Source organism: Candidatus Frankia alpina, from assembly GCF_902806485.1.
In the GTDB taxonomy this organism is placed as follows: Bacteria; Actinomycetota; Actinomycetes; order Frankiales; family Frankiaceae; genus Frankia; species Frankia alpina.
In genome coordinates this window covers 1-22,240 of the sequence record NZ_CADCWT010000061.1, presented here as the reverse complement: position 1 = coordinate 22,240, position 22,240 = coordinate 1, and the positions used below count along the sequence as shown (strand labels likewise).

Below are 22,240 nucleotides of genomic sequence, written 5' to 3'. Positions count from 1 at the left end.
GGCGAGTAGGCCGAGCGGGCGAGTAGCCGCTCGAGCGCTCAGCCGCTCAGCGAATCGGTGAGCTGCGGTGGCATCGACTCGAAGCCGTGCGGCTCGCGGTGGAAGCTTCCTGTTCCGTGGCTCAGCGAGCGCAGCTCTATCGCGTACCGGGACATCTCGCTTTCCGGCACCTCGGCATGGACGACGGTGCGCGTCGCAGCGAACGAAGGTGCGCTACCCGGCGCAGACGGGACCGGATCCATGCCGACGACCCGTCCCCGCCGGGTCGACAGGTCGCTGACCACCGTCCCGACGAATTCGTCGGGCACCGACACCTCGACGGCCAGCACCGGCTCCAGCACGACCACACCGCCACTGCGCACGGCGTCACGCAGCGCCAACCCGCCGGCGATCTGGAACGCCAGGTCCGAGGAGTCGACGCTGTGCGACCTGCCGTCGACCAGGCGCACCCGCAGGTCGGTCAGCGGGTGACCGGCCCGCACCCCCTGGGCCATCTGCGCCCGGACGCCCTTCTCCACCGAGGGGATGAACGAGCGGGGAATGGCGCCGCCGACGATCTCGTCGACGAACTCGAAGCCGCTGCCCGGCGGCAGTGGCTCGACCTCGAGCTGGCAGACGGCGTACTGGCCGTGCCCACCGGACTGCTTGACCTGGCGGCCCAGCCCGTGGGCGGGGGCCCGCAGCGTCTCCCGCAGTGGGATGATCGCCGCTACCCGGTCGACGGTGGCGCCGTAGCGCTGGGCGAGACGTTCGAGCACTGCGTCCGCGTGCGCCTCGCCCATGCTCCACAGGACGAGCTGGGCGGTCTCCGGATCCTGAACCACCCGCAGGGTCGGATCCTCGACCGCCAGCCGGGACAGCGCGGTCGACAGCCGGTCCTCGTCAGCGCGGCTGCGGGCTCGGATGGCGACCGGCAGCAGCGGCTCGGGCATCGTCCAGGCGGGCAGGTGCCGCGGATCGTCGAGGCTGGACAGGGTGTCGCCGGTCTCGGCGGTGGCGAGCTTCGTCACCACGCAGATGCCGCCGGCGGGGCAGTCCGGCATGCTGTGCAGCGCCGAGCCGTAGGGCCGGGACAGCGCGCCGACCCGCTCGTCGTCGTCATGGTCGGCATGGCCGGCCGTCGCCCGACCGTGCCCACTGACGTGGACGGGGTCATCCGGGCGCAGCGTCCCGCTGAAGACCCGCACGACGGACATCCGGCCCACATACGGATCGGTGGTCGTCTTGACGACCTCGGCGACCAGCGGCCCGGCGGGATCGCCGGTGCCCGGGTCGCAGACCGTGCCGTCGGGCCGGGTCAGCGCCGGGAGGGGATGCTCCGCCGGCGCGGGGAAGCCCTGGACCAGCAGGTCGAGCAGCTCTGTCGAGCCGAACCCGCCGGTCCGAGCCGGGATCCGTTCGCCGGTGCCGTGGTTCGCGCCCTGGTCGGTGCGCAGGCTGACCGGCAGCACCGGGAAGAACGTGCCGCGGGCGACCGCGGTCTCCAGGTCGGCGAGCAGCAGGTCCGGATCGGGGTCGACGCCGGACAGGTAGCGGTCGAGCAGCGTCTCGTCCTCGCTCTCGGCAATGATCCCCTCGACGAGGGCGGCATGAGCGGCGGCGTGGTGGACGTCGGACCAGCCCGACTCGGCTGTGGACTCGCGCCGCCCGCCGGGGCCGTACTCGACGGTCCGGCCGGTCAGTAGCCCCGTCAGTCGCACGGTGCCGTCCGCCGTCCGGTGGGGCAGCCAGGCCGGCAGCACACCGGTGCCGAAGGCGCGTTGGCACTCCTCGACCGCCGCGGTGAAGTCGCCGCGGGCATGGTCCAGGTGGGTGATTGCGATGGCACGCGGCATGCCGACCTCGGCGCACTCGGTCCACAGCAGGCCGGTCGCGCCGTCCACGCCGTCGACGGCGCTGATGAGGAACAGGGCGGCGTCGGCGGCGCGTAGGCCCGCGCGCAGCTCGCCGATGAAGTCCGGGTAGCCCGGGGTGTCGAGCAGGTTGATGGTGAGCCCGCGGTGGCTGACCGAGCACAAGGAGAGACTGACCGACCGGGAGGGCCGGTGATCGGGGTCGGCGTGCCCGACGTAGCTGGTGTGAACGAGCTGATGGTCGGCGTTCTGGCGTTCGGGCGGCCCGGCGGTGGCGAGCAGCCGGTCCACCAGGGCCGTCTTGCCCGCGCCGGTGTGCCCCACCAGGACGACGTTACGTACATTGTACGAGGCTGTTGACATCCTCGCCTCCTTGATCGGCAGGTGAGATCCTGTCCGTAACGGCAGAGTGTTCCCAGGTGACGTGGGGCACAAGCCCGAGTGGAGTCGTGGTCGGGAATGCACGGATCGTGGCGGCGGTACTGTGAAGACCGCCCGAAGCCGGGTATACGCGGGACGACGGGACGCCACATGCTCGCTAGCAAGGCACGACCGCAGATCCAGAAGGTGCTCGACCCGGTGAGCCAGTGGGCCGCCAGGTCGTCGATATCGCCCGACGTTGTGACGATCATCGGCACCATCGGAGTGGCGGGCGCCGCGCTGGGGTTCTTCACCCGGGGGGTCTTCTTCCTCGGTACGGTCGTGATCACTCTGTTCGTCTTCTCGGACCTGATCGACGGGGTGATCGCCCGCGCCCGCGGCATCTCCTCTAAGTGGGGGGCCTTCCTCGATTCCACCTCCGACCGCGTCGGCGACAGCGCGATCTTCGGCTCGCTGATCATCTGGTATGCCGGCGACGGCGATTCGCTGCCGCTCGTCGTCGCCGCGCTGGTCTGCCTGGTGGCGGGCTCGATCACCTCCTACGTCAAGGCGCGCGCGGAGGGGCTCGGCTTCACCTGCAACGTCGGCTTCGCCGAGCGCGGCGAGCGGCTGCTGATCCTGCTGGTCGCCGCCGGTCTGTACGGCCTCGGCGTGCCCTACCTGCTGCCCGTCGCCCTGTGGTTCCTCGTCGCCGCGACCACGCTCACCGTCGTCCAGCGCGTGGTGCACGTCTACCGGCAGTGGTACCGCGCGGGCGACCCGCCGGCGCCGCCGGCGTCGACCGCGGCCCCCACCGTCCCGTCCGGGGCCATGCCATCCGGGCCCGCGCGGCGGCCGTGATCGAAGGGCGGCTCACCGACCTCGGCTACGCGCTGGGCTGGCGCGGCGTGCGACTGCTGCCGGAGCCGGTCGCCGCCGCGGCGTTCCGGCTCGGCGCCGACGCGGCGTACCGGCGCGGCGGGCGAGGGGTCCGCCGGCTGCGGGCGAACCTGAGCCGGGTCGCGCCGGCCGGCACCGACCTGGACCGGCTCACCCGGGTGGCGATGCGCTCCTACGCGCGCTACTGGCTTGAGGTCTTCCGCCTGCGTGAGCTCGGCACGGAGCGGATCGTCGGCCGGATGCGGGTCCTCGACGAGCACCTCCTGCGCGAGTCGCACGCCCGCGGAGCGGGCACGATTCTGGCGCTGCCGCACATGGGCAACTGGGAGCAGGCCGGCGCCTGGCTCGCGGCGACGGGCGTCCCGTTCACCACGGTCGCCGAGCGGCTGCGGCCCGAGTCGCTGTTCGAGCGCTTCGTCGCGTTCCGCTCCGAGCTCGGGATGGAGGTCATCCCGCTGACGGGTGGCGAGAGCCCGCCGTTCGGCCTGCTCGCCGACCGGCTGCGGGCCGGCGGGATGCTGTGCCTGCTCGCCGACCGCGACCTGTCCCGCACGGGCGTCGGCGTGCGGTTCTTCGGCGCCAAGGCCACGATGCCCGGTGGCCCCGCCGCGCTGGCGCTGGCCACCGGGGCGACGCTGTTGCCGGTCACGCTGTGGTTCGACCGGGACGGGTGGAGCGCGTGGATCCACCCCGCGGCGCGGCCGAGTTCCGTGGCGGCGATGACCCAGGACCTCGCCGACGCCTTCGCCGCCGGCATCGCCGCCCATCCCGCCGACTGGCACATGCTCCAGCGCGTCTGGCGCGACGAGGCGTGAGCCCGCCCGGTCGCCCCGCGGCGGCGCCGTGAAGATCGGCCTGGCCTGCCCCTATCCGTGGGATGTCCCCGGCGGGGTCCAGGTCCACGTGCGTGACCTCGCCGAAGCCCTGCTCGCGGCGGGGCACGAGGTTTCGGTCATTACCCCGGTCGACGACGAGCAGACCCTGCCGTCCTACGCCGTCGACGCCGGTCGGTCGCTGCCGGTGCCCTACAACGGCTCGGTCGCCCGGCTGCTGATGGGCCCGGTCTCCGCCGCCCGGGTCCGCCGCTGGCTGCGCGAACACGACTTCGACGTCCTGCACGTGCACGAGCCCACCGCGCCGAGCGTCAGCCTGCTGGCCTGCATGCTCGCCGACGGGCCGATCGTGGCGACGTTCCACACCGCGAACCCCCGCTCGCGGGTCCTGACCGCCGGGCAGCGGGCACTGCAACCGTCCTTCGAGAAGCTGCGCGCCCGCATCGCCGTCTCCGAGGCGGCGCGGCGCACGCTCGTGGAGCATCTCGGCGCCGACGCCATCCTGATCCCCAACGGGGTCGCGGCGGCGCGCTTCGCGGACGCCCGGCCGCTGCCCGACTACGACGACGGGCGGCCCACCGTCGCCTTCCTCGGTCGCATCGACGAGCCGCGCAAGGGCCTCGACGTGCTGCTGGCCGCGATGCCGCAGCTCACCGCCCGGATCGACGACGCGCGCCTGCTCGTCGCCGGGCCCGGGGACGCCGCGGCGGTCCGGGCGCGGCTGGACCCGCGGCTGCGGTCCCGCGTCGAGCTGCTGGGCCTCGTCTCCGATGCGGACAAGCCGCGGGTGTTCGCCTCCGGCCAGGTGTACTGCGCCCCGAACACAGGCCAGGAGAGCTTCGGAATCGTGCTGCTGGAGGCGATGGCGGCCGGGACCGCCGTGGTGGCCAGCGACATCGACGCGTTCCGCCGGGTGCTCGACGACGGTCACGCCGGGCGGCTGTTCGACGTCGGCGATCCCGCGCGACTCGCTGCGACCCTCGCCGACGTGCTCACCGATCCGGCCGGGGCCGCCGGGCTGGTCCGCCGCGGCCGGGTGGTCGTCGAGGCCTACGACTGGCGGACCATCGCCGAGCGGATCGTCGGCGTCTACCAGATGGTCTCCGGGGACCGTCGGGTGTCGCTCGCGTCGACGTAGCCGGGCGGTACCGGCGCCAGGTCACATCCGTTCGTTGGCTACGCTGCGCGAGATGACCGTCCTCGTGGTGGTCGTTGCCCTCGTGGTGGCGATCGCGACCTATCTGACCTGGCTGGCCCGCCGGCTCGACCGGCTCGCCGCCCGGGTGTCGGACGCCAGCGGCGGTCTGATCACCCAGCTCGTCGCCCGCGCCGACGCCGCGGCGCAGCTCGCCGAGTGCTGCGGTCTCGACGAGCTGGCGGCCAGCGCCGCCCGCGCGCGGGCAGGCTACCCGGCCCTGCTCGCCGGCGCCCCCTTGAACGCCGCGGTCGAGCTGGCCGAGAACGCGTTGAGCCGGTCCCTGCGCTCCGTCGAGGTCGCGGCGGCCGGGCAGCGTTTTCCCATCGAGCTGCACGCGGTCGACTCCGGGGCGGCCCGGGTGGCGTTGGCCCGCCAGTTCCACAACGACGCGGTCCGTGACCAGCGGGCGCTCGCGGGTCGCCGGGTGGTCCGGGTGCTCCACCTGTCCGGGCGCTGCCCACCGCCCGGCTACTTCGAGATCGACGACGCGCTGCCCCTTCGCGAGGAGCCCTGGCCGCGTCTCGTCGAGGGCTCGGTGCGGGGTGCCGACGCGCCCGGACGCGAGGACCGGCCGGGCCACGACGGGCCGCTCGGTCACGACGACCGGCCGGGCCTGGCCTCCTGACTTGCCCGGTCGGCGCGGCCTGCGCCGTACGATGGGGAACCGACCCACCCGCACGGGAATCATCTGGCTGGGTATCCGACATGCAGGTGTGCCTGACATGGCGGAGCCGGCCGGCCGTGGTGCCCGACTGGAGCGAAAAGAGACGGCACATCATGTCCCAGGGCCAGACTGCCGCCACCGCCGGCCCGGCGACCGACTCCGCCCGGCACGCCGGCACCGCCCGGGTCAAGCGCGGCATGGCGGAGATGCTCAAGGGCGGCGTGATCATGGATGTGGTCACGGCCGAGCAGGCGCGCATCGCCGAGGATGCCGGCGCCGTCGCGGTGATGGCCCTGGAACGGGTGCCCGCCGACATCCGCGCCCAGGGCGGTGTCGCCCGGATGAGTGATCCGGACATGATCTCGGAGATCATCGAGGCGCTGTCCATCCCGGTAATGGCCAAGGCCCGGATCGGGCACTTCGTCGAGGCCCAGGTGCTCCAGGCCCTCGGGGTGGACTACGTCGACGAGTCCGAGGTACTCACCCCGGCCGACCCGCACCACCACATCGACAAGTGGTCGTTCACCGTGCCGTTCGTCTGTGGGGCGACGAACCTCGGCGAGGCGCTGCGCCGCCTCGCCGAGGGGGCGGCGATGATCCGTTCCAAGGGTGAGGCGGGCACCGGCGAGGTCTCCAACGCCGTGGTGCACATGCGCACCATCCGCGCCGAGATCGGCCGGCTCTCGACGCTGCCGGCGGAGGAGCTCTACGCCGCGGCCAAGGAATTGCGTGCCCCCGTCGAGCTGGTCACCGAGGTGGCCCGGCTTGGCCGGCTGCCCGTCGTGCTGTTCACCGCGGGCGGCATCGCCACCCCCGCGGACGCGGCGCTGATGATGCAGCTCGGCGCGGACGGGGTGTTCGTCGGCTCCGGGATCTTCAAATCGGGCGATCCGGCGCGGCGCGCTCGCGCGATCGTCGAGGCCACCACGATGTTCAACGACCCGGACGTCCTGGTGAAGGTGTCGCGGGGCCTGGGCGAGGCGATGGTCGGCATCAACGTCGCCGAGCTCCCGCCGGCGGCCCGGTACGCCGACCGCGGCTGGTGAGCGGTCCGCGGATCGGCATCCTCGCGCTGCAGGGGGACGTGCGGGAGCACGCCCGGGCGCTGAGTGACGTCGGCGCGCGGGCGGCGGAGGTCCGCCGTGCGGCGGAGCTCGCCGCGGTGGACGGTCTGGTCCTGCCCGGCGGCGAGTCCACGACGATCGGCCGGCTGCTGCGGGTGTTCGAGCTGCTGGAGCCGCTGCGGGCGGCGGTGGTGGCGGGCCTGCCCGTGTTCGGCTCGTGTGCTGGCATGATCCTGCTTGCGCGGGACGTCGTGGATGGCCGGCCGGACCAGCCGCTGATCGGTGGGCTGGACATGGTCGTCCGGCGCAATGCCTTCGGCCGGCAGGTCGACTCGTTCGAGGTCGACCTCGACGTCGATGGGGTGGAGGGGCCGCCTGTGCACGCGGTCTTCATCCGAGCACCATGGGTAGAAAAGGCGGGCGACGCGGTCGAGGTCCTGGCTCGTGTCGCCGAGGCGCCGGTGGCGGTCCGTCAGGGCCCGTTGCTGGCCACCGCGTTCCATCCGGAGCTGACCGGTGACTCCAGGATGCACCGGCTATTCGTCGACATTGTGCGATCTTCCGGATCCGGTCGGTGATCGCGAGTAAGAGGAGCAGGACATGAGCGGTCACTCCAAGTGGGCGACCACGAAGCACAAGAAGGCAGTCATCGATGCGCGGCGCGGCAAGCTTTTCGCCAAACTGATCAAGACGGTGGAGGTCGCCGCCAAGACGGGGGGCGGCGACCCGGCGGGCAACCCGACGCTGGCCGACGCGATCGCCAAGGCCAAGTCGCAGTCCGTGCCGAACGACAACATCGAGCGGGCGGTCAAGCGGGGGTCCGGCGAGCTCGCCGGCGGGGTGAGCTACGAGAACATCACCTACGAGGCGTACGGGCCGAGCGGTGTTGCGATCCTCGTCGAGTGCCTCACCGACAACCGTAACCGGGCTGCCTCCGACGTTCGCGTGGCGATCACCCGCAACGGCGGCACGGTGGCCGATCCCGGTTCGGTGTCGTACCTGTTCAACCGCAGGGGCGTCCTGCTGGTGACGAAGTCCGCCGGGCTCACCGAGGACGACGTGCTGCTCGCAGTGCTCGACGCGGGCGCCGAGGAGGTCAACGATCTCGGCGACACCTTCGAGATCGTCTCCGAGGCCACCGACCTGCACACGGTGCGGGTGGCCGCCACCGACGCCGGTCTGGAGATCACCTCGGCGGACATCTCCTGGCTGCCGAGCGTGAGCGTGCCGCTGGACGCCGAGCCCGCGGCCAAGGTGCTCAAGCTTCTCGAAGCGGTCGAGGACCTCGACGACGTCCAGAACGTGTGGTTCAACGGCGACATCTCCGACGACGTCATGGAGCTCGTCGGCAGCTGAGCGGGGCGCCGCCGCGGCGGAGGCGATCTGTTGGGCGTGTCGTGGATGTCCGGTTGCGTCAGCCGATCTACACTCGAACGAGTGTTCCCGCGGGTGAGTGGTCGGGAGGGTGGATGCGGGTTCTGGGCGTCGATCCGGGGCTGACCCGGTGCGGCCTGGGGGTTGTCGACGGCGCCCCTGGCTCCCGCGTCCGCCTGGTCGAGGCGGGGGTGGTGCGCACGCCGGCCGGCGCCGAGGTGGCCGACCGGCTGCGGGCCGTCGCCGACGGCATCGACGCCTGGCTTGATCGCACCCGCCCGGAGGCGGTCGCGGTCGAGCGGGTCTTCAGCCAGGCCAACGTGCGCACGGTGATGGGCACGGCTCAGGCCGGCGCGGTAGCGATCATGCTTGCTGCGCGGCGCGACCTGCCGGTGGCCCTGTACACACCCAGCGAGGTCAAGGCCGCGGTCACCGGCAGCGGGCGGGCAGACAAGGCCCAGGTCGGGTTCATGGTCACCCGGCTGCTGGGGCTGACCGAAGTGCCACGGCCGGCCGACGCCGCCGACGCGCTGGCGCTGGCGCTCTGTCACCTGTGGCGGGGCCCGGCGCTTGCCCGGCTGCACTCGGCGGCGCGCGGCGCCCCCGCACGCCGCTCAGCGGGGACGTCGTGATCGCCTCGCTGTCCGGCACCGTCAGGGCGCTCGGGCCGCTGTCCGCCGTCGTCGAGGTGGGCGGCGTCGGCCTGCTCGTTCAGTGCACCCCGGCGACGCTGGCCCGGCTGAGCGTCGGCGAGCCGGCCAGCCTCGCCACCACCCTCGTCGTGCGCGAGACGGAGCTGACCCTCTACGGGTTCGCCGACACCGATGCCCGTGACGTCTTCGAAATCCTGCAGTCCGCCGGCGGGGTGGGGCCGAAGCTTGCCCAGGCCGTCCTCGGTGTGCATGATCCGGACACGGTCCGCCGCGCGGTCGCCGAGGAGGATCTCGCGGCGCTCACCAAGGTCCCCGGGATCGGGCGCAAGGGCGCCCAGCGGATCGTCCTTGACCTGCGCGATCGCCTCGGCCCGCCGCGCGGCGCTCCCGTGCCCGCGCCCCGGGTGGCGGCCGGCCTTCAGGCCGCCGGGCGTAGCGCGGGCGGCGCCGACGGGGTCGCGGACGCCGTGCGTGAGGCCCTGACCGGGCTGGGCTATTCCGCGCGGGAGGCCGACGACGCGGTGTCGCGTGCTCTGGCCGTGCTGGTCGCGTCCTCGGACGGCCCGGACGGCCCGGACCAATCGGCCGGCGCCTCGGCGGCCGACACCGCGCCCGACGCGCCGACGCTGCTGCGGGCCTGCCTGGCCGTGCTGCGCCGATGACCGCGTCGGCGGGAGCTGGGCCGGCTGCGTCCGGGGCGTCCGGGGGCGGCGCATGAGCGCCGACGGCCTTGTCTCGGCCGCCGCGAGTGCCGAGGAGCAGGCGTTCGAGGCCGGGCTGCGCCCGCGTACCCTCACCGAGTTCGTCGGCCAGCGCAAGGTCCGGGAGCAGCTTTCGATCATGTTGGAGGGCGCGCGGGCGCGCGGGCACCCGCCGGACCACGTCCTGCTGTCCGGGCCGCCGGGCCTGGGCAAGACCAGCCTCGCGATGATCATCGCGGAGGAGTTGGCGGTGCCGCTGCGGATGACCAGCGGCCCGGCGATCGAACGGGCCGGCGACCTCGTCGCGATCCTCACCGCGTTGTCCCCCGGGGAGGTGCTGTTCCTCGATGAGATCCACCGGATCGTGCGTCCCGCCGAAGAGCTGCTCTACGCCGCGATGGAGGACTTCCGGGTCGACGTGATCCTGGGCAAGGGGCCGGGGGCGACCGCGATCCCCCTCGACGTCGCGCCGTTCACGCTGGTCGGCGCCACGACCCGGTCGGGGCTGCTGACGGGGCCACTGCGCGACCGGTTCGGCTTCACCGCCCACCTGGACTTCTACTCCCCGGACGAGCTCGCCCGGGTGTTGACCCGCTCGGCGGGCCTGCTCGGCGTCAGCCTCACCGAACAGGGCGCGACCGAGATCGCCGGGCGCTCCCGGGGCACCCCTCGCATCGCCAACCGGCTGCTGCGCCGGGTGCGCGACTACGCCGAGGTGCGCGCCGACGGGGTGGCCACCCGGGACGTCGCCCAGGCGGCGCTGCGGATCTACGACGTGGACGGGCTGGGGCTCGACCGCCTCGACCGGGCCGTGCTGGAGGCACTCGTCGGTCGCTTCGGCGGCGGCCCGGTCGGGCTCACCACGCTGGCCGTGTCGGTGGGGGAGGAGCCGGAGACGGTCGAGGACGTCGCCGAGCCGTTCCTGCTGCGGGCCGGCCTGCTGATTCGTACCTCCCGCGGCCGGGTCGCCACCGCCGCGGCCTTCGAGCACCTCGGACTCGAGCCGATCGCCGAGCCGCTCGGCCGCAGCCAGGCCCCGCTCTTCCCGGACACCGCCCTGCTTCCCGACACCGCCCCGATCCCCGACGGAGGCTGAGCGGCGACCCACTGAGCGGCCCACCGCGGCCCACCGCGGCCCACCGTGGGACGCCACGGTGCCGGTACAAAGCGGACACTGTAGCCCTGCCCACCGGCAGCATCCGTTCGATACGTACGATCGCCGCAACACCTCAGGAGGGCGGGACGTGCACGGACTTGTGACGGCGGCGACGGCGGCCGGCGGTAACGGCGGCAGTTCCATCGGCGGTTTCCTGATCCCGCTGCTTCTCATCCTGGCGGTTGTCTACATTTTCTCGATGCAGCGCCGCCGTTCAAAGGCCCAGCAGCAGCAGGTGTCCCAGATCTTGCCCGGCACCCTCGTGATCACCACCGCCGGGCTCTACGCGACGGTAGTGGAACTGGTCGACGGTGACGTCCTGCTGGAGATCGCCCCCGACGTGGTCTGCCGGTTCACCCGCAGCGCCATCGCCCGGGTGATCAGCACTCCGGACGACGACGAGGCCCATGACGGCGGATCGGTGGACGAAGACGAGCTCGACGGCCCCGCCGGCCTCGCGACCCACGCCGGGGAAACGCCTCCCGGCAGAACGCCCGGCGCGGACAGCGCCGCCGGCGAACAGGGCCTCGGTGGGCCATCCGCGGACGACGGTGCCGACGGCGAGGGCAGGGGGGTGCCAGGCCCGCTGCGCAAGGAGTTGTAGCACATCGGCGGCCCGCCGATGCGTTACCGCCGGGGGCGCGGAACGTACCCTCAGTGACATTCGTTCGGGTACGTTAGGCACCGCTGGTCCGGGTAACGGCGAGACGAACGAGCGCCGACATCCGGTGCGTGAGGAAGGGATTCGCACGTGGCACGCGGCTCGGCACGGGCATCCGCGGGAGGCTCCGTCTGGACCCGGCTGGGGGTACTCGGTGGTCTATTCGTCGTCCTCTACGGCCTGATGGCCGGCACCGGGAACTGGACCCCACGGCTGGGGCTCGACCTGCAGGGCGGTACGAGCGTGATCCTCACGCCCCGGGCAACCACCGGCAGTGCCGTCGACTCCGGTGCGGTCGACCAGGCGGTGGACATCATCCGTCAGCGCGTCGACGGGCTGGGCGTGGCCGAGTCCGAAGTCCACCGCACCGGTAACCAGATCGAGATCTCGGTTCCCGGCCGTGGCCGCAGCGACGTGGTCGACCTGGTCGGGCAGACCGCCGAGCTGCGGTTCCGCGAGGTCTACGAGGCCGCCGCGGCGACGCCGGCCCCCGTGCCGGCCCCCAGCGGCGCGGCGGTGCCGTCCCCGGCCCCCAGCGCGACGCCGTCCCCGTCGGCGTCGAACCGGCCCGCCGCCCTCGGTGACAGCACGGGCCCGGCCGCGAAGCCGGTGGCGCTCGGCGACGGCTCCGGGCTGGTGGTGAAGCCGGTGGCGCTCGCCGCGGGCACGGGTGAGGCCACGAGCAGGAGTGGGACGGCCGCCGCCGGCGGCGGCGTCCTGTCCGCCGCGTCGGCCTCCGTGGCTCCGGCCGCGCCCGCGACGCCGGCTCCTTCGCCGACGGCGCCCGCCGCCGCTGCCGCCGCGGGGGACACGCCGCCGGCCGCCGCGGTCGCTCAGTACAACGCGCTGACCTGCACGGCCACCGACGTGCGTAAGGCAGCGGTCAGCACCGACCGGCCCCAGGAGTGGACCGCCTCCTGCGACCGGGACGGCGCGACCAAGTACCTGCTCAAGCCGGCGTCCGTCGTCGGAACCGATGTGCAGACCGCCTCCGCCGGTCTGCAGGGCGGCGGCGGTACCACCGGCATCACCACCGGCCAGTGGGTGGTCAACGTCGAGTTCACCGGCTCCGGCCAGAACAAGTTCACCAAGCTCACTGAGAACACGATCGGCAAGCAGGTCGCGATCGTGCTCGACGGCGTGGTGCAGTCGGCGCCGCAGACCAACGAGCGCATCGCCGGGACCGCCCAGATCTCCGGCTCCTTCGGCCAGTCCGAGGCGGAGGATCTCGCCAACGTCCTGCGCTACGGCGCGCTGCCGCTGGCCTTCGAGCGCTCCCAGGCCGAGTCGATCTCGCCGACCCTGGGCCGCGACTCACTGCACGGCGGCCTGCTCGCCGGGGCCATCGGGCTGGTGCTGGTCGTCCTCTACTCCTTCCTGTACTACCGGGCGCTGGGCATCGTCGTGGTCGCCTCCCTGGCGGTCAGCGGCCTGCTGATCTACGCCTCGGTGGTGCTGCTGGGTTCCGCGATCGGCTTCACGCTGACCCTCGCGGGCATCGCCGGTCTCATCGTGTCGATCGGCGTGACCGCCGACTCGTTCGTCGTCTACTTCGAACGGATCAAGGACGAGGTGCAGGCCGGCCGGACGGTGCGCGCCGCCGCCGACCGGGCCTGGCCGGCCGCGCGGCGCACCATGCTCTCGGCGGACACGGTGTCCTTCCTCGCCGCGGCCGTGCTCTACATCCTCTCGATCGGTTCGGTGCGCGGGTTCGCGTTCACTCTCGGGTTGTCGACGCTGAGCGACGTCATGATCATGTTCATCTTCACCCGGCCGGTGGTGGCCCTGCTGGTGCGGCGCAGATTGTTCTCCGTCAGCCGTTTCTCGGGCCTGAGCCCGAAGTCGATCGGTGGGCGGGCCGCGGCCGGGCCGCCGCCAGTCGCCGCAAGCCGGCCGCGGCTGGCCAAGCGGCCGGCGCCGGCCGGGCAGAAGCGGGAGAGCTGACAGATGGCACTGCTCGGGCGGATCTACCGCAGCGACTTTCACATCGACTTCGTCGGCCGCCGCCGAGTCTGGTACGCGCTGTCCGGCGTGATCGTCGGGATCTGCGTGCTCAGCATGATCATCCGTGGCTTCTCGCTGGGGATCGAGTTCTCCGGGGGCGCGGTCTTCCAGCTGCCCAGCCACGGCGGCACCGTCGAGCAGGTCGAGGACACGCTGTCCAGCGTCGGCATCGACCCGGCGGACAGCGTGGTCCAGCAACTGGAGACCTCCAAGCAGTTCCGCGTGCAGACCCCCACCCTGTCCGACGAGCAGACAGACAAGCTGACGGACGCGCTGGCCAAGCGGTTCTCGGTGGCCGATCCGGACCGCAACATCGCCGTGTCGACGGTCGGCTCCTCGTGGGGTTCGACGATCACCAAAAAAGCCGTCCAGGGTCTGATCGTCTTCCTCGCGCTCGTGATGATCTATCTGTCGGTGCGCTTCGAGTGGAAGATGGCGGCGGCGGCGATGGCCGCACTCGTCCATGACCTCGTCGTCACGGTGGGCGTGTACTCCCTCGTGGGGTTCGAGGTGACGCCGTCGACCGTGATCGCTGTGCTGACCATCCTCGGCTTCTCGCTCTACGACACCGTGGTGGTGTTCGACCGGGTGCGGGAGAACACGGCGGGGATGGCGACCTCCAGCCGGCGTACCTACGCCGAGGCGACCAACGACGCGCTGAACGAGACGCTGGTCCGTTCGCTCAACACCTCGGTCATCGCCCTCATCCCGGTGGCGTCGTTGCTGTTCGTCGGCGCCGGGCTGCTGGGCGCAGGCACGCTGAAGGACCTCGCGCTCGCCCAGTTCGTCGGGATCGCCTCCGGCACCTACTCGTCGCTGTTCTTCGCCACGCCTCTACTGGTCGACCTCAAACGGGGTGAGCCGGCGGTGCGGGCCCTCGACGCCCGGGTCGCCCGGGAACGCGGCAGGCGGCCGCGCTCGGCGCCGTCGGTTCCGGCCGGCCCGGGGGCGTCGGACGGTCCGGGAGAGCCGGGCGAGACGGCGTCGGGCGAGGTCACGGCCCGTGCCGGGGGTCCGGCCGCAGTGGCGGGCGACCCGCTTGGTCGGCCGGACGGCCCCGGCGCCCGCGAACCGGTTCCCGCCGGCGCGGGCCTCGCCGGGGCCGGTCGACGATCCCCCACGGCGGGTGCCGCGCGACGCGCCGGAGGCCGCAAGCCCGGCCGGCGGGGGCGGCCGAGCGGTAAGAAGCGTCGGTGAGCCGGGCACCAGGCGCGTACCCGCGCCCCGGGGTGCCCGGAGACGGATCTGGCGGACTAGCCCTGAAAGTGGGATGAAGCAGGACGATGACGAGCATCGACGAGGCGGCACCCGAACGGCCCGCCACGACCGACGCGGCCGCCGACGTGTTGCGTGGCCACATCCGGGACGTCCAGGACTGGCCGCAGCCCGGGGTCGTGTTCAAGGACATCACCCCGCTGCTGTCCACCCCCGCCGCGTTCGGCGTGGTGATCGGGGTGCTGGCGGACATCGCCCGGCAGCGGGGCGCGACCACGATCGCGGGGATCGAGGCGCGTGGTTTCCTCCTGGCCGCGCCGGTCGCCGACCGGCTCGGCGCTGGCCTGGTGCCCATCCGTAAGAAGGGCAAGCTGCCGGGCCCGACCCGCAGCGCGACCTACGATCTGGAGTACGGCACTGCCACCATCGAGATCCACGCCGACGCGGTGCGCCCCGACGAGCGGGTGCTGCTGATCGACGACGTGCTGGCGACGGGCGGCACCGCGGCTGCGGCGCACGGCCTGCTGACCGGCGTCGGGGCCGAGGTGGTGGGCCTCGCGGTCCTCATGGAGTTGTCGTTCCTACCCGGGCGGGAACGGACCGCCCCGCTGGACGTTGTCCCACTCCTGACGATTTGACCTAGGCCCGGGCGGGGCTCCGGAAGGTTTCCGTGCGGCACGGAGTTAGGCTCGGTGTCCAGTCCTCACGCAGGAGCGGCCCGTGCCAGAGGCAGCGCCGGTCACCACCGGAGCATCGCCGCCTGCTGTGGCTCCCATTCGGGAGCCACAGCAGGCCGGTGATGGGCGCTGCCCTGTCCCGCCCGGCCCGGATCTCGGCCCTGACCCCCGTGACCAGGTTGTCCGCGAGCCGGGTGCGTTCATCGGGCCACCACCGGTGGCCGCGTCGGCGGACGATGGCTCGCCGGTCGTTCCCCGGCTCGGTCACGAGTCGCCGCCCCTGCCGCGCCGGGTTCGCGGACGCCTGTCGCGGCTCGCGACGCATCGAGCCACCCCGTCCTCGGCCCTCGACCCGGTCCTGCGCGGCCTGCTCGCGAACCACCCGCGGGCCGACATCGACCAGGTTCAGCAGGCCTTCGAGGTCGCCGACGCCGCGCACGCCGGCCAGGTGCGCTTCTCCGGCCATGCCTACATCACCCACCCGCTCGCCGTGGCGAGCATCCTCGCCGACCTCGGGATGGACACCTCGACGCTGTCCGCGGCCCTGCTGCACGACACGTTGGAGGAGACCTCCCTGTCCGCGGAGGCGATCCGGGAAAGCTTCGGTGAGCAGATCGCGCTCATCGTCGACGCCGTCAGCAAGCTCAACCGGGTCAAGGTCGGCGAGGCGGCGCAGGCGGAGACGATTCGTCGGATGGTCGTCGCGATGGCCCGCGACCCGCGGGCGCTGGTCGTCAAACTCGCCGACCGGCTGCACAACATGCGCACCCTGCGCTTCCTGCCCGAGCACAAGCAGGAGCGCAAGGCGCGCGAGACGCTGGAGGTCTACGCCCCGCTCGCCCACCGGCTCGGGATGAACTCGCTGAAGTGGGAGCTGGAGGACCTCGCGTTCGCGGCGCTGTACCCGAAGCGTTACGACGAGATCGTCCGCCTCGTCGCCGACCGGGCGCCCAGTCGCGATGTGTATCTCGCCGAGGTGATCGGCCAGGTGCAGGCCGGCCTGCGCGACGCCCGGATCCGGGCGGTCGTCTCCGGCCGACCCAAGCACTACTACTCGATCTACCAGAAGATGGTCGTGCGCGGCCGATCGTTCGACGACATCTACGACCTGGTCGGCATCCGCGTCCTCGTCGACTCGGTTCGCGACTGCTACGCCACCCTGGGTACCGTCCACGCGAACTGGAAGCCGATCCCGGGCCGGTTCAAGGACTACATCGCGATGCCCAAGTTCAACATGTACCAGTCGTTGCACACGACGGTCATCGGGCCCGAGGGCAAGCCGATCGAGCTGCAGATTCGTACGCACGCGATGCACAACCGGGCCGAGTACGGCATCGCCGCGCACTGGAAGTACAAGGAGGACGGCGTCGCGGCCCGCCCGTCGGCGGGCGTCGTCGAGGGCGGGCGGTCCGGGCGGCGCCGTGGCGGCCCCGAGCCGGACCTGATGAGCTGGCTTCGCCAGGTCCTGGACTGGCAGCGGGAGACCGCCGACCCGGGCGAGTTCCTCGACAGCCTGCGCTTCGCCGCGGAGACCGACGAGGTCTTCGTGTTCACCCCGAAGAGCGACGTCATCCCGCTGCCCGTCGGGTCGACGTCGGTGGACTTCGCCTACGCGGTGCATACCGATGTGGGTCATCACTGCGTCGGCGCCCGGATCAACGGCCGGCTGGCGGCGTTGGACACCGAGCTGGACAACGGGGACACCGTTGAGGTCTTCACCTCGCGGGCGAACTCGGCGGGGCCCAGCGAGGACTGGCTGATGTTCGTCCGTTCCTCGCGGGCCCGGACGAAGATCCGTCAGTGGTACGCCCGTGAGCGCCGCGAGGACGCGATCGTCGCCGGCCGTGACGCGATCGGCCGGGCCATGCGCCGCCACGGGCTGCCGCTGTCCCGGCTGATGAGCGGCGACGCGCTGCTGAACCTGGCCAAGGACCTGCGCTATGCCGACGTCGCCGCGCTGTACGCGGCGGTGGGGGAGAACCACGTCAGCGCCCCGGCGGTCGTCTCGAAGCTGCTCGTGGCGCTCGGCGGCCCCGAGGGCGCCGAGGAGGACGCCGGCGAGACCGAGCTGCCGACCCGCACGCTGCGCCGCTCCACCGGTGAGCCGGGCGTGCTGGTCACCGGGGCGCCGGACGTGTGGACGAAGCTCGCGCGCTGCTGCACCCCGATGCCCGGCGACGACATCGCCGGATTCGTCACCCGGGGCAAGGGGGTGTCCATCCATCGGACCGACTGCTCGAACCTCTCCGGGCTGCGCGGCGGGCCGCACGACCGGCTCGTCGAGGTCGAGTGGGCGCCATCGTCGGGCGCGGTGTTCCTCGTCGTGATCCAGGTTGAGGCGCAGGACCGGACCAAGCTCCTCTCGGACGTCACCCGGGTGCTCTCCGACCGGCACGTGAACATCCTGTCCGCGTCGGTGGCCACGACCCGGGACTCCGTCGCGGTCAGCCGGTTCACCTTCGAGATGGGGGATGCCAAGCATCTCGGGCACATCCTGAGTGCTGTGCGATCCATCAACGGGGTGTTCGACTGTTTTCGCGTCACCTCAGGCGTACAGGTCTAGCGGGACAAAGGGGGCGCCGTGGATGCTGAGGCCGTAGGTGCGGGTCTGTCGGCGGGCGGCGGACCGACCCCGGCGCTGGCCCGGGCCGACTCCGGGGACGACGCCTCCCGGGCCCTCTCGGCGGCGCGGCAGGCGAGCGTCCGCCTGGCGCACCTCGCTCGGCGGATGGCCACGCCGCGCATGTCGCAGGTGCCCCCCGAGCTGCGGGACATCGTGGAGGCCCACCGCGATTACCATCCGCGTGCCGACATCGGCGCCCTCGTGCACGCCTACGACGTCGCCGAGCGGCTGCACGCCGGTCAGATGCGCCGCAGCGGCGACGCGTACATCAGCCACCCGCTCGCCGTCACCGAGGCTCTCGCCGAGCTCGGCGTGGACACGACCACGCTCATCGCGGCACTGCTCCACGACACCGTCGAGGACACCGGCTACACGCTCGACTCGGTCGTCGAGGAGTTCGGCGGCGAGGTCGCCAACCTCGTTGACGGGGTCACCAAGCTGGACAAGATGCGCTTCGGTGAGGCAGCCGAGGCCGAGACGCTGCGCAAGCTGATCGTGGCACTCGCCCGGGACTACCGGGTGCTTGTCATCAAGATCGCCGACCGGCTGCACAACATGCGCACGCTCGACTTCATGTCCCCGCCCAAACAGGTGAAGATCTCCCGGGTCACGCTGGAGATCCTGGCGCCGCTGGCTCACCGGCTGGGCGTCAGCGTGATCAAACGCGAGCTGGAGGACCGGGCGTTCGCGGTGCTCCACCCCGCCGAGCATGCGCGCATCGCCGCGATCGTGGACGAGTTCACCGCCGCCGAGCAAGCATCCGGCCTGGTGGCGGGTCTGGTCGCGCGGCTGCGGACCGGCCTCGTGAGCGCCCGCATCGACAGCGAGGTCGCCGTCCGCGCCAGCCACCTGTTCTCGATCTACAAGCGGGCCCAGGAGCGGGCCCGCGCCCCGCAGGACTACACCGACATCGTCCGGGTCCTCGTCCTCGTCGACGAGGTCACCGACTGCTACGCCGCCCTCGGGGTGATCCACGCGCTGTGGCGCCCGGTGCCGGGCCGGTTGCGGGACTTCGTGGCGACGCCGAAGTTCAATATGTACCAGTCACTGCACACCACCGTCGTCGACGACTCCGGGCGCAGCATCGACATCCAGATCCGGACCTTGGCGATGCACCGGCTGGCGGAAACGGGCATCGTCGCGCGCCCGGTCGGCCCCGGCGCCGACGGCGCCCGGCTGGAGGGCCTGTCCTGGCTGCACAGTCTGCTGGACTGGCAGGAGGACACGATCGACTCCGACGAGTTCCTGGAGTCGTTGTCGTCCGACCTGGACTCCGACGAGGTGCTCGCCTTCACCCCCAAGGGCCGGATGATCGCCCTGCCGTCGCGGTCGTCGCCCGTCGACGTCGCCTACGCCGTGCACACCGACATCGGTCACCGGGCGATCGGTGCCCGGGTCAACGGCCGGCTCGTCCCGTTGCACACCCGGCTGCGCAACGGCGACGTCGTCGAGATCCTGACCTCCAACCTGCCCGGCGCCGGGCCGTCGGAGGACTGGCTGCGATTCGTGAAGACGTCACGGGCCCGCGTGCGCATCCGCCGCCGGCTCGCCCGGCAACGCCGCGACGCCGCGGCCGGCCTGGGTCTACCGGAGGGAGCGGAGCAGTCCGGGCGGCGTGCCGGGACGGCTGCCGGCGGCCTGGCTGGGGACACCGTAGATGGTCTTGACGGGACCTTCGCCGCGCCGGCGCGCCTGCTCGCCCGGCGCGGCGTGCCGAGCCTCGCCGCCGTCGCCGACGATGAGGCGGGCGAAAGCATGCCGGTCCGGCTGGCTCGATGTTGCCTGCCGCTGCCGGGCGACGCCGTCGTCGGCTTCACGACCCACGGCAGCGCGGTGTCGCTGCACCGCCGCGAGTGCGGGAACGCCACCGAGGTGGACGCCGACCGGGATCGGGTCCTGGTGGCGGCCTGGTCGGTCCCCGACGTCAAGACCTTCCCCGCCGAGATCGCTGTCGAGGCCTTCGACCGCTACGGGCTGCTTGCCGACATCACCGAGGTCCTGTCCGAGACGTCGGTGTCCGTCCGGGCCGCGTCGACGACCACCTCCGAGGACCGGGTCGCCCACGCCCGTTTCACCATCGAGGTCACCGGATCCGAGCAACTCGACAAGGTACTCTCGGCGGTCCGCCGGGTCGGCGGGGTATACGACTGCTACCGCGTGTGCCAGACCCAGGCGTCGCCGGCCGCAGATCCGCCCGCCCGCGCCGCCACCTGATCCGCGCCGGCGGCCTGGTCTCGCCCGGTCGGACGACCCCGGACGGGCACTACCGGCACGCCCGAGCGGGCCCGGAGTCAAAAGGGGCGGGTAGTCCTGAACGGCCGTGAGCGCAGCCGCACAGCGTGGCGATTCCACCCCGGAAAGTGCCCTCCGGTTCCACCGGCGGTAAGCGGAATGTGTCTAAACCTGCCCCATCCGGGCCGATAAGGGTGGATTGTCGCCGGGCGAATTGCGATCGTCCTTCCGGGCGCCGTAGATTCAACGGCGAACGCCACTGATCGATGTACAGTATCTCGCGTATCCCTCGTTTCTAGATGGGAGTGCGCGTGGGTCACCTTCAGGTAATCGTGAGTATCGACTCCCGGGATGACGCCGAGCGCATCGGCCGCGCGCTCGTGGGGGCGCGCCTGGTCGCCTGTTTCCAGGTGATCGGCCCGATGAGCAGCATCTACCGCTGGAAGGGCGAGATCGAGCAGGCCGAGGAATGGCTCTGTCTCGCGAAAACGACCACCGAGCGATTCGGCGAGCTGCGCGAGCGGCTGGTCGTCCTGCACCCCTACGAGAATCCCGAGATCATTGCCACGCCGATAGTCGCGGGCCACGCCGACTATCTGCAGTGGATCAGTGCGGAAACCGCACCTGCGGTGCGGAGCTGACGTCCGGTCGCCGCGGCGACCCTGACGGGGCCGGCGCGGCGACCGGACGTCACGCTCGGAGAACAGGCAGGCTCAGAGCAGCGCCCGCAGCTGGTCGTCGAGGTCTCGCACGGCCTGCGTGTGCTGCCATGGCCGCAGGTGGTCGCGGGTCCGCCGGACCCGGGTCAGGCCCAGGGAGAAGTCCGTCTGGGCCACGATGGCCAGCGCCTCGGCGGCGAAGTGGCAGGCCGCCTCGATCTCCCGGCGCTGGATGTGTACCTCGGCGATGTCGCTCATCAGCAGCGATCGCTTTTTCGTGGCGGTGGGCTCCGCAGCCCGCAGCGCCTCGGTAGCCGCCGCGTAGGCCGCCGCCGGGCGGCGCAGCCGGGTGTAGGTGGTGACCTTCAGCCCGTCCAGCCGGCCCCGCTCGAAGAACTGGGTCCACACCCGGTCGCCGTCGCTCTCGCCGCGCTCGAAGGCATCCTGAGCGCGGCCAGCGCCGCCCGCCCCTCGCCGCGTGCCGCCTGCTCCTCGGCCTCGCGGGCGGCCAGCCACGCCCGGGGTCATCACCGTGCTGCCCGTCGCCGCCCGCCGCTGGGCCTCACCGAGCAGCGCACATGCCTGGTCGTGGCGGCCCTGGCTGGCGGTCTGATAGCTCTCGTAGCCGAGCACGCACGCCCACAGCGCGTTGTCGTCGGCCTCGCGAGCGGCCTCGATGGCCACCCGGTAGTACGCCACCGTGGCGGGCTGGTCGTTCATGTCGAACGCCAGCCAGCCGGCCAGCGCCGCGGTCTCGCCGGCGGTGGAGGTCAGCTCGCGGCGTACCGGCGAGCGGTTCGACGACTCCAGCAGCTGGGTGAGCCGTCCCAGATGCTCGGTGACCCTGTGTGCATGAGGACCCGGGCGGGAACCCGCTCCTCCAGCCCGTACAGGCCCGCGGTGCGCTGCCCCAGCTCCTCGGCGAGCTCCGGGGGGACGCTCGCCCGGCGGCGCAGCGCCGCGGACAGCCGCTCCCAGGGCGGGGTGTCCGAGGGCGTCGCTAACGGCACCACCGCGACGCCGCCCGCGGCGGCGAAGAGTCGGAGAAAGTCCCGTCGTTCCACCGGAATGCCATTCGAGTCGATCACGTCGGCGTCCGCCTGCAGGACCAGCGCACCCCCGGGCCCCACCTCGCGGCCCATCTGCTGCGGGCCGCCGGGCGCGGCCGCAGCGATACTCCGACCCATTCCGTTCTGCATTGATCCGGCGACGGAGGGAAGCGCCTCGTCGTCGACGAAACCCAGTTCCACCGAGGACCGGCCGAATAGGGCTCGCAACAGTCGCTGATAACGCAGGCTCGGTTTCTTGTCGCCCTTCTCCCACTTGCAGATCATGTTTCCGGTCACCCCGGCCTCACGGCCCTCGTGGATGACGGAGAAGCGCCGGATCTCGGTCGCGAGGCGTTCCTGCGAC

General features: G+C 72.3%; 18 protein-coding genes and 1 pseudogene. 17 read left to right on the top strand and 2 right to left on the bottom strand.

Annotated features, from left to right (window positions below; genetic code table 11):
* Positions 1–38: 38 nt before the first annotated feature.
* On the bottom strand, positions 39–2,216 hold the full coding sequence (locus G6R25_RS09460; protein ID WP_163552674.1) for an elongation factor G-like protein EF-G2: 2,178 nt from the start codon (positions 2,214–2,216) through the stop codon (positions 39–41).
* Between the two features lie 168 nt (positions 2,217–2,384).
* Between G6R25_RS09460 and pgsA the strand changes: the two genes are divergently transcribed.
* From pgsA to cutA, 17 genes are all read left to right on the top strand, one after another.
* Entirely contained in the window at positions 2,385–3,074 is a 690-nt protein-coding gene (gene pgsA / locus G6R25_RS09455) for a phosphatidylinositol phosphate synthase (RefSeq protein WP_163552673.1), read from the top strand.
* Complete coding sequence (locus G6R25_RS09450) at positions 3,071–3,928, top strand: phosphatidylinositol mannoside acyltransferase (RefSeq protein WP_163552672.1); 858 nt, start codon at positions 3,071–3,073, stop codon at positions 3,926–3,928. The genes pgsA and G6R25_RS09450 overlap by 4 nt, the downstream gene beginning before the upstream one ends.
* Before the next feature lie 28 nt (positions 3,929–3,956).
* Positions 3,957–5,084, top strand: a complete 1,128-nt coding sequence (locus G6R25_RS09445) for a glycosyltransferase family 4 protein (protein ID WP_163552671.1) — start codon at positions 3,957–3,959, stop codon at positions 5,082–5,084.
* A 52-nt stretch (positions 5,085–5,136) separates the two neighbouring features.
* Complete coding sequence (locus G6R25_RS09440; RefSeq protein ID WP_163552670.1) at positions 5,137–5,769, top strand: hypothetical protein; 633 nt, start codon at positions 5,137–5,139, stop codon at positions 5,767–5,769.
* Between the two features lie 152 nt (positions 5,770–5,921).
* Positions 5,922–6,854, top strand: coding sequence for a pyridoxal 5'-phosphate synthase lyase subunit PdxS (gene pdxS, locus G6R25_RS09435; protein ID WP_163552669.1), 933 nt, complete (start codon positions 5,922–5,924; stop codon positions 6,852–6,854).
* Positions 6,851–7,450 carry a pyridoxal 5'-phosphate synthase glutaminase subunit PdxT gene (gene pdxT / locus G6R25_RS09430; protein WP_163552668.1) on the top strand — a complete coding sequence of 200 codons (600 nt, stop codon included), beginning with the start codon at positions 6,851–6,853 and terminating at the stop codon, positions 7,448–7,450. The genes pdxS and pdxT overlap by 4 nt, the downstream gene beginning before the upstream one ends.
* 22 nt (positions 7,451–7,472) lie before the next feature.
* Complete coding sequence (locus tag G6R25_RS09425) at positions 7,473–8,228, top strand: YebC/PmpR family DNA-binding transcriptional regulator (RefSeq protein WP_163552667.1); 756 nt, start codon at positions 7,473–7,475, stop codon at positions 8,226–8,228.
* A gap of 113 nt (positions 8,229–8,341) precedes the next feature.
* Positions 8,342–8,878, top strand: a complete 537-nt coding sequence (ruvC, locus tag G6R25_RS09420; protein ID WP_136446447.1) for a crossover junction endodeoxyribonuclease RuvC — start codon at positions 8,342–8,344, stop codon at positions 8,876–8,878.
* Positions 8,875–9,561 carry a Holliday junction branch migration protein RuvA gene (gene ruvA, locus G6R25_RS09415; protein ID WP_163552666.1) on the top strand — a complete coding sequence of 229 codons (687 nt, stop codon included), beginning with the start codon at positions 8,875–8,877 and terminating at the stop codon, positions 9,559–9,561. Before ruvC ends, ruvA begins: the two co-directional genes overlap by 4 nt.
* Positions 9,562–9,613: 52 nt before the next feature.
* On the top strand, positions 9,614–10,696 hold the full coding sequence (ruvB, locus tag G6R25_RS09410) for a Holliday junction branch migration DNA helicase RuvB (RefSeq protein ID WP_163552665.1): 1,083 nt from the start codon (positions 9,614–9,616) through the stop codon (positions 10,694–10,696).
* A gap of 148 nt (positions 10,697–10,844) precedes the next feature.
* Positions 10,845–11,360 (top strand): preprotein translocase subunit YajC, encoded by a 516-nt coding sequence (yajC, locus tag G6R25_RS09405; RefSeq protein WP_163552664.1) that lies wholly within the window; start codon positions 10,845–10,847, stop codon positions 11,358–11,360.
* A 147-nt stretch (positions 11,361–11,507) separates the two neighbouring features.
* Positions 11,508–13,361: a protein translocase subunit SecD gene (gene secD, locus G6R25_RS09400; RefSeq protein ID WP_163552663.1), complete on the top strand. Its 1,854-nt coding sequence runs from the start codon at positions 11,508–11,510 to the stop codon at positions 13,359–13,361.
* Between the two features lie 3 nt (positions 13,362–13,364).
* Entirely contained in the window at positions 13,365–14,618 is a 1,254-nt protein-coding gene (gene secF / locus G6R25_RS09395; protein ID WP_163552662.1) for a protein translocase subunit SecF, read from the top strand.
* 86 nt (positions 14,619–14,704) lie between these two features.
* Positions 14,705–15,274: an adenine phosphoribosyltransferase gene (locus G6R25_RS09390; protein WP_163552661.1), complete on the top strand. Its 570-nt coding sequence runs from the start codon at positions 14,705–14,707 to the stop codon at positions 15,272–15,274.
* Positions 15,275–15,356: 82 nt separating this feature from the next.
* Positions 15,357–17,876, top strand: a complete 2,520-nt coding sequence (locus G6R25_RS09385; protein WP_163552660.1) for a RelA/SpoT family protein — start codon at positions 15,357–15,359, stop codon at positions 17,874–17,876.
* A gap of 18 nt (positions 17,877–17,894) precedes the next feature.
* Positions 17,895–20,150 (top strand): RelA/SpoT family protein, encoded by a 2,256-nt coding sequence (locus G6R25_RS09380; RefSeq protein WP_163552659.1) that lies wholly within the window; start codon positions 17,895–17,897, stop codon positions 20,148–20,150.
* Positions 20,151–20,479: 329 nt separating this feature from the next.
* The gene (gene cutA / locus G6R25_RS09375) at positions 20,480–20,809 is read left to right on the top strand and encodes a divalent-cation tolerance protein CutA (RefSeq protein ID WP_163552675.1); all 330 of its coding nucleotides are present in this window, start codon (positions 20,480–20,482) and stop codon (positions 20,807–20,809) included.
* A 72-nt stretch (positions 20,810–20,881) separates the two neighbouring features.
* Here cutA and G6R25_RS09370 read toward each other — a convergent pair.
* Positions 20,882–22,240: pseudogene (locus tag G6R25_RS09370) on the bottom strand (XRE family transcriptional regulator); the annotation flags it as partial.